6 protein-coding genes and 1 pseudogene are annotated in these 8,001 nt (G+C 72.0%); 2 read left to right on the top strand and 5 right to left on the bottom strand.

From position 1 onward, the window contains the following. Positions 1 to 10: 10 nt before the first annotated feature. Positions 11 to 1,348 (bottom strand): DUF445 domain-containing protein, encoded by a 1,338-nt coding sequence (locus tag P1P70_RS35890; RefSeq protein ID WP_319245254.1) that lies wholly within the window; start codon positions 1,346 to 1,348, stop codon positions 11 to 13. Positions 1,349 to 1,581: 233 nt separating this feature from the next. On the opposite strand from P1P70_RS35890, the gene P1P70_RS35885 reads away from it, so the two are divergent. Then, on the top strand, positions 1,582 to 2,907 hold the full coding sequence (locus P1P70_RS35885; protein WP_319245253.1) for an SGNH/GDSL hydrolase family protein: 1,326 nt from the start codon (positions 1,582 to 1,584) through the stop codon (positions 2,905 to 2,907). Positions 2,908 to 2,993: 86 nt separating this feature from the next. Here the strand turns inward: P1P70_RS35885 and P1P70_RS35880 are convergent, their stop codons facing one another. From P1P70_RS35880 to P1P70_RS35865, 4 genes are read right to left on the bottom strand one after another with little or no spacing between them, the layout of a single operon-like run. Then, positions 2,994 to 3,800, bottom strand: a complete 807-nt coding sequence (locus P1P70_RS35880) for a DUF1707 domain-containing protein (protein ID WP_319245250.1) — start codon at positions 3,798 to 3,800, stop codon at positions 2,994 to 2,996. Positions 3,801 to 3,834: 34 nt separating this feature from the next. Next, entirely contained in the window at positions 3,835 to 4,878 is a 1,044-nt protein-coding gene (locus tag P1P70_RS35875) for an ATP-binding cassette domain-containing protein (protein WP_413471625.1), read from the bottom strand. Continuing rightward, a complete protein-coding gene (locus P1P70_RS35870; protein ID WP_319245248.1) occupies positions 4,875 to 5,756 on the bottom strand; it encodes an ABC transporter permease in 882 nt (293 codons plus the stop codon). The genes P1P70_RS35875 and P1P70_RS35870 overlap by 4 nt, the downstream gene beginning before the upstream one ends. Next, entirely contained in the window at positions 5,749 to 6,549 is an 801-nt protein-coding gene (locus P1P70_RS35865; RefSeq protein ID WP_319245247.1) for an ABC transporter permease, read from the bottom strand. The genes P1P70_RS35870 and P1P70_RS35865 overlap by 8 nt, the downstream gene beginning before the upstream one ends. Positions 6,550 to 6,846: 297 nt before the next feature. Here P1P70_RS35865 and P1P70_RS35860 point away from each other — a divergent pair. Then, positions 6,847 to 8,001, top strand: a pseudogene (locus tag P1P70_RS35860) (hypothetical protein); the annotation flags it as partial.

The raw sequence follows: 8,001 nt of genomic DNA, 5'->3' as shown, positions 1-8,001 counted from the left end.
CCCTACGCCCCTACGCCCCCAGCGCCCGCGACACCGTGTAGATCAGCAGCCCGGCCAGCGAGCCGACCACCGTGCCGTTGATCCGGATGAACTGCAGGTCACGGCCGATGTTGGCCTCGATCTTCTTCGTGGTGTGCTCGGCGTCCCAGCTCGCGACGGTCTCGGTGATGAGGGAGGTGATCTCGGCGCGGTAGGTGGTGACGACGTGCACGGCCGCGCCCTCCACCCACCTGTCCACCTTCGCCTGCGCGCTCGGCTCGGTGGCCATCCGCGCCCCCAGCGACAGCAGGGACGAGCGGACCCGCAGCCGCAGCTCGCTGCGCTCGTCCTCGGCGGCGGACACGATCATCGACCGTACGGCCGTCCAGGCGGAGGCGATCAGGTCCTGGACCTCGCCCCGGCCCAGCACCTCACCCTTCAGCCGCTCCACCCGCGCCCGGGTCTCCGTGTCGGACTGGAGGTCGGTGGCGAAGTCGGTGAGGAAACGGTCCAGGGCTCCGCGCGCCGGGTGCGTGGGCGAGTCGCGCATCTCGGTGGCGAAGCGCAGCAGTTCCTTGTAGACGCGCTCGCCGACCTTGCGGTCCACGAAACGGGGGGTCCAGCCGGGCGCTCCGCCCTCGACGGCGTCCATGACCTGCGTGTCGTGCAGGACCAGCCAGTCGTGGGCGCGGGTGCAGATCAGGTCGACGACCCGCCGGTGGCCGCCGTCGGTGACGACCCGCTCCAGCATCTTGCCGATGCCGGGCGCGATCTCCTGGGCGTTCGCCCGCCGGGTGATCGCCTCCCCGACGACGGCCTGGACGTCCGAGTCGCGCAGCACGGTCAGCGCGCCCCTGAGCGCGGTCGCCAGTTCGGCCGTCACCCGGTCGGCGTTCTGCGGCTCGGCGAGCCAGGCGCCGAGCCGGCTGCCGATGCCGACGGCGCGCAGCCGCTGCCGTACGACGTCCTGGGAGAGGAAGTTCTCGCCGACGAACTCACCCAGGGTGACGCCCAGTTGGTCCTTCTTGGTGGGGATGATCGCGGTGTGCGGGATGGGCAGTCCGAGCGGATGCCGGAACAGCGCGGTCACCGCGAACCAGTCGGCCAGCGCGCCGACCATGCCCGCCTCGGCCGCCGCCGCGACATAGCCCGCCCAGGCACCCGCACCTTCGTGCGAGGCCCACTTGGCCAGCACATAGACCAGCGCCACGAAGAGCAGCAGCCCGGCCGCGATGAGCTTCATCTGCCGGACGCCGCGCTGCTTCTCCTCGTCGGCGGCGCTGAAGGTGGTCATGGTGCGGTGCGAGGCCCGCGGCCCGGTACCGGCCACGGCCCCGGGCCGCGCTTCTTCCGCTTTCGTACGGTCCATTCACTCCACCCGTTCCCTGTCCCCCGTACACATTGTCCCGTTCCCCGTCTCTTCACCGCTCGGCGACGTGACCTACTCCATGACGGACTCCCGGAACGGAACAGGAGTTCCCCGCGTCTGTCCGGGCGGGGGAACCGATGGGGGTTCTCGCAAGCAACCCCCATCCCATGACGCATCATGGGGTGATCACATCGGAGCCCCGGCGCTCCACAGCCCAAGGAGTCACACACCGCATGACCAAGCAGCACGGTTATGCACTTCTGGCGGCCATGGCCGCCCTGATCGTGGCCGTCTCGGCCGCGATATACATCGGCGTCGGCATCGACGACGGCACCCCCCGGCAGGAGACCTTCGCCCGCGCGCCCCACAACAGCGCCGCCCCCGCCTCCACCGGCGTGTGGGTCGGCGCCTGGGCCGCCTCGCCGAACGGGTCGGAGCCGGGCACCGAGCAGGACGGCCTCGCCGGCCGCTCGGTGCGCAACGTGGTGCACACGACCGCCGCCGGTACGAGTGCCCGCGTCACCCTGTCCAACCTCTACGGCCAGCAGCCGCTGACCATCAGTCACGCCTCGCTCGCCGTCGCCGCCTCCATCGACACCCCGGCCGCAGCGGCCGAGACCATGCGCCGCCTCACCTTCGCCGGCAACCCGACGGTCGTCATCGCCGCCGGCCGGCAGGTGGTGAGCGACGCCGTACGGGTGCCGATCCCGCACGACAGCGACGTACTGATCACCACCTACTCCCCGACCCCCTCCGGCCCGGCGACCTACCACGCGCACGCGCGGCAGATCTCCTACACCGCCGAGGGCGACCAGGTCGCGGACGTCACCGGTGAGCCGTACACCACGCAGACACTGCACTGGCGGTACGTCACCGCCCTGGACGTACTGAGCAACGAGTCCGAGGGCACGGTCGTGGTCCTCGGCGACTCGCTCACCGACGGCGTCACCTCCACCGTCGGCGAGAACCGGCGCTGGACGGACGTCCTCGCCGGACGCCTCCGCGCGGCCGCCGGCTCCTCCGACACGCCCCGCTACAGCGTCGTCAACGAGGGCATCAGCGGCAACCGCGTCCTCAACAACGGCAACGGCCGGCCCGCCGAGAACCCCAGCGGCCTCAACCGCTTCCAGCGTGACGTGCTCGGCCGTACGGGCGTCAAGGCCGTCGTCATCGACCTCGGCGTCAACGACATCCTGAAGAACCCCGGCCGCGCCGACCCCGACGCCATCACCGACGGCCTCCGCCGGCTCGTCGACCAGGCCCACGCGCGGGGCCTGCGCGTCGTCGGCGCCACCCTCATGCCGTTCCGGGGCCACCGCGGCTACTCGGACCAGCGCGAGTCCGTCCGCCAGGCCATCAACGCCACCATCCGCTCCGGCAACGTCTTCGACACCTACGTCGACTTCGACAAGGCCCTGCGCGACCCCTACGACCCCCGCAGCCTCCGCCCCGACTACGACTCGGGCGACCACCTGCACCCCAGCGACAAGGGCTACGAGCGGATGGCGGAGGTCTTCGACCTGGAGAAACTGAAGGGGTCGGCACCGGCGGAGCTGTGATGGTCACCCCGGTTCAGGGGAGCGGCCCGTAAGGGGCGCGGGGAACCGCGCAGGCAACCGGAGCGCACCCGCACCCGGCATACGACCTACCGCTCCCCACCCCTGCGCCGCTCCCGCTCCCTCTCTCGCTCACGCCGCATCCCCTGCACCTGATCACGATGGGCGGCATGCAACTCGCGCCGGGCTGCACGGCGTTCCAAACGCTCCAGCCGCCGCTCCTCCTTCAACCGCTGCCGCTCGGCCTTGGGCACCTTCCGCTCCACCCCGATTCCGCCCCAGAACGCGAACCCGGTGAGAACGACCCGTGGCGCGCCCGGCTCCCCCGGCACCCCCTCCTCACTGTGGTCGAACCCGCCCATGATCCCGATACCCCGGACCACGACCTCGACCCCGGGCGGCACGATCACATTGATCCCGCCCATGATCGCCACGCAGTTGATGGTGACCTCACGCTCCGCGAAGTACGCCTCCCTGAGGTCCAGTTCCCCGCCGCCCCAGAACGCGAAGCAGTCGAACCGCGCGGGCACGGTCCACCGCCCCTTGCGCTCGAACCCGGACATGACCGCCACACCCCAGGTGGACGACCCGATGCCCCCGACGATCCGCTCCGGCCAACTCGCATCCTGCGCAGGCCCCTTGACCAGCGACACGGACGGCTGCGGCGCGACGTCCGGCGGCGCCACCGCCCCCGCACCGGGCAGGTCCCGGGTGATCGGCGCCAACTCGCCATAGGTCCGCGCCTTGTACGTGGCATCCAGCCGCTCCTCGAACTCCTCCATGTCGAGCCGCCCCTCCGCGAGCGCGTCCCGCAACTGCTCGGAGACACGTTCACGATCGGCGTCGGAGGCACGAAGGTCCGCGGCGGCCGGAAGATCCGGCAGGTCGTCCGTCATACGAAGCAGCGTACGAGGAACCCCGTACGGGCGGCTACGACACCGCCGACCCGGACTCCCCCGCTCCTCCCTCCGTCCCCTTACCCACCAGCTCCGCCTGCTGCGCGTACATCTGGGCGATCACGGCCTCGATGTCCGGCTCCCGCACGGAGAGGTCCACCAGCGGGTACGCGGACGCGATCCGGGCCACCAGCGGGGCCGCCGACTCCGACGCCGGGAACGCCAGCCACTGCCGGGGCCCCTCCACCCGCACCACCCGGGCGGGCGCCGCCTCGATCGGCGGCAGCTCCCGCTCCAGGTCCACGACCAGCGTCCGCTCGCTCTCGCCCACCTCGTGCAGCCCGGTCAGCGGGCCGTCGTACATCAGGCGCCCGTGGTCGATGACCATCACCCGGCGGCACAACTGCTCGATGTCCTGGAGGTCGTGCGTGGTGAGCAGCACGGTCGTGCCCTGCTCGGTGTTGAGGTCCTTGAGGAACTCGCGGACCTTGGCCTTGCTGATGACGTCGAGCCCGATCGTCGGCTCGTCCAGGTACAGCACCTCGGGGTCGTGCAGCAGGGCCGCCGCGATGTCCCCACGCATCCGCTGCCCGAGCGAGAGCTGCCGTACCGGTACGTCCAACAGCTCACCCAGTTCGAGGAGTTCGACACACCGGTCGAGGTTCTCCCGGTAACGGGCGTCCGGGATGCGGTACATGCGGTGCATCAGGGCGTACGAGTCGATGAGGGGGAGGTCCCACCACAGGGTCGTCCGCTGGCCGAACACCACCCCGATCCGCCGGGCCAGCCGCGTCCGTTCCCGGGAGGGGTCGATGCCGGCGACCCGCAGCCGGCCCCCGCTCGGCGTCAGGATCCCCGTCAGCATCTTGATGGTGGTGGACTTCCCGGCACCGTTCGGCCCGATGTAGCCGACCATCTCACCGCGCGCCACCGTGAACGAGATCGAGTCGACCGCCCGCACCTCACGCCGCTCCCGGCGCAGGAACCCGCTCTTCTTGCGGACGTCGAAGACCTTCTCTACACGGTCGAGCTCGATGAACGCGCTGTCCGTCACGAATGCGTTGTCTGCCACGCTCAGCTCCCTGTACTCCGATACGAACGCAGCCCCGCCCGCCAGGCCAGCCCCGCCAGCGCACAGCAGGCCACGCCGACCAGCGGGGGCGCGAAGGCCAGCCAGGTCGGCAGGTCGAGGGGGTAGGGGCGGCCCAGGACGTACAGTCCGGGCACCCAGTTGACGAAGGCGAGCGGCAGGACGAAGGTCACCCCGCGCAGCAGGTCCTTGGCGAAGAGGGCCGGCGGGTACTGCAGGAGGGTCGCGCCGCCGTACGTGAAGGCGTTCTGCACCTCGGAGGCGTCCTGCGCGACGAACTGGAAGGCCGCGCCCCCGACGAACACCGCGGCGAAGATCAGCCCGCCGCTGCCCACCATCAGCGGGATCATCAGCACCTTGGCCGGGGTCCAGGCGATGTCGAGGGTGGCGAGGGCGTAGCCGAGGACGAACAGCCCCTGGGTGACCCGGCCGAGGCGGCGCAGCGCGAACTTGTCGGCGGCGACCTGCGCGAGCACCGGCACGGGGCGTACGAGGAGCGTGTCCAGCGTCCCGTCGCGGACCCGGCGCCCGAGCCGGTCCATCGAGCCGATCATCAGGTCGGCGAGGCCGAACGCGACGGCGGAGGTGCCGTACAGGAGGGCGATCTCGGGCAGGCTGAAACCGCCCAGCTCGTCGACCTGGGAGAACATCAACAGGATCGCGACGAAGTCGAAGGAGGTCGCCGCGAAGTTCCCGAAGGTCGTCATGGCGAAGGAGGCGCGGTAGGCCATCGTGGAGCGGATCCACATGGCGGCGATCATGCGGTAGGCCCGCAGCCCGTCCCGGACGCGGCTGTACGTGCCGTACTCGGCGAACGGGTTCTCGCGCTCGGCGCCCGTGACGACGCGCTCGTCCACGTCAGCCACCCTGGACCACCACCTTCCGGGTCGCCGCCGACTGGATCAGCCGTCCGACCGCGAGCAGCACCGCGGCCCACGCGAGCTGGAAGGCGTACGTCCCCCACGGGTCGGCCTCGCCCAGCAGTACGTCCGCCGGGGCCTGGAGCAGCGCGGACCAGGGCAGGAGGCGGGCGAGATCGCCGAGCGCGCCGGGGAAGACGTTCAGCGGAAGGAGCATCCCGGAGAAGAAGACTCCGGTGAGCCAGGTGATCTGCATCGCTCCGGCGCCGTCGAGGAGCCAGAAGGCCCACAGCGCGACGATGTAACGGATCGCGAAGCTGACGAGCGCGCCGAGGGCGACCGCGACGAGACAGGCGATCCACGGCAGCGGGCCGGAGGGCAGGGCCAGGTCGAAGAAGAGGGCGCCGCACACCATGGGGATGACACCGCGTCCCAGCAGCTGGAACAGGGCGCGGCCCATGTCGGCGGCGAGCCACCACATCTGGAGGTCGACGGGCCGGTACAGGTCGACCGCGATGTCGCCCGTACGGATCCGCTCGATCAACTCCTCCTCGAAGCCGACGCTTCCCAGCACCATGACCGCGAACATGGCCTGGCCGACCCATACATAGGTGAGGGCCTGCCCTTGGTCGTAGCCGCCGAGGTGGGGCTTCTCATGCCAGAGGGCCATGTAGGTGTATGCGAGGATGAAGCCGAAGACGGTGTTGGTGAACACCCCCGCGGCGGTGGCCACCCGATATGTCGCGTACCGCCTGAAACCACCGGCGGCGACGGCGGCGTACAACCGCCCTGTGCCCACGAGGAAACCCCCATCCGCTGCGAAGAGTTAGGCGAAAGGCCGAGGCCTGGACCGATTCGGGCCGAAGCGAAGAAGCCTAGTCCGCGGCCGGAGTGGCCTGCCACGCGTTTTCGGGGCGGACCGCGGGGCGGACGGTGCGCTCATGGGGCGTGCGGGGCACGTGCCGAGATCCGGGAACGGATCGCACGGTACGAGAGTCTTCACTCAGGGGCGCAGAACCGGCCCGGAGTGGGCGCAAAGCGTACGAGTCCGTACGGAAATGAACGTACGACGCGGAAACAGGAGCACGGCAGCACGATGAGCGACGAGCCGCAGCCGAAGCGGAACGGCCCGGGCTGGGCACCGAGAGACCCGGAGCCACGCACTCCGGGCACACCTCCGGGACCCGGTGCCGGCGCCGACGCCGCCAGCAATACGCCCACCGGCAACGCCGGCCCGGCCTCCGGCAAGGATGCCGCGTCCGACGGCCGCCCGAACGGGACCCCCGGCGCCTCCGGCCCGCACACGGACACGGCACCCGACGGCGACACCCGCCCCGGCCCGATTCCCGGCGGACGATCCGGCTCCGCCTCCGGGGGACGGCCCGGCGACACCTCCGGCGGACGATCCGGCGCGGCACCCGGCGGAGAGTCCGGCCCCTCGAACGACGTGCGGCCGGACGAGCGACCCGGCGGCCGATCGGCGGCAGCGCCCGGCGGCCGGTCCGGGGGTGCGTCGGACGGTACGCCCGGAGCAGCCTCGGGCAGTCGGTCCGGGACAGCTTCGGACGGCGGGCCCGCAGCAGCGCCCGGCAACCGGCCCGGTGCCGTGCCTGGCAGCAGGCCCGGTGGGTCGGCCGGGGGCCAGGTCGGCTCCACTCCCCCCGGATCGGCACCCGGCGCCAAGTCCGGTGTCGCGGGCGGGCGGGGACCGCAGGGCGAGTCCGTGCCGTCCTCCGGCGGCAAGCCCGCCGGGGCCCGGGACGGTCAGCCCGCCGGGGCCCGGGACGGTGGTCAGGTCGGCGGCCCCCGTGGGGAGCAGACCGGCAGCGGGCGTGGCAGTGACTCCGCCGGAGCTCCTGACGCCGGGCGCGACGGCAAGACAGCCGGCGTGCCGGACGCCAGGGCAGCAAGGGCCGCCCGCGCCGCCCGCGCAGCCAAGGCCGCCGGGATCACCGGGTCCGCCGGTGCTGCGGCCGGAGCCACAGGTGCGGCCGGTGCAGCAGGTGCAGCCGGTGCAGCCGGTACAGCAGGTGCGGCCGGTACAGCAGGTGCGGCCGGTACAGCAGGTGCGGCAGGTGCGGCAGGTGCGGGAAGCGCCACCGGGTCCGCCGGCGGCAATCACGCCGGGCCCCGGGGCGGCAACCCCGCCGCGGCCCCCGGCGGCGCCAAGGCCACCGGGCCCCACAACCCCCGTACGCCCGGCGCGGCAGCGGGCGGCGCGGCAGGCGCAACCGCCGCCGACGACACCCCC

This window comes from Streptomyces sp. MB09-02B, from assembly GCF_033794485.1.
In the GTDB taxonomy this organism is placed as follows: domain Bacteria; phylum Actinomycetota; class Actinomycetes; order Streptomycetales; family Streptomycetaceae; genus Streptomyces.
Note: the sequence above shows the minus strand (reverse complement) of the source record. Positions and strands in the feature narration are given on the sequence as shown.

Excerpts from the sequence above, each read along its gene's own strand:
- P1P70_RS35880 (WP_319245250.1), bottom strand. The coding sequence starts at position 3,800 with ATGACGGACGACCTGCCGGATCTTCCGGCCGCCGCGGACCTTCGTGCC.
- P1P70_RS35890 (WP_319245254.1), bottom strand. The coding sequence starts at position 1,348 with ATGGACCGTACGAAAGCGGAAGAAGCGCGGCCCGGGGCCGTGGCCGGT.
- P1P70_RS35885 (WP_319245253.1), top strand. The coding sequence starts at position 1,582 with ATGACCAAGCAGCACGGTTATGCACTTCTGGCGGCCATGGCCGCCCTG.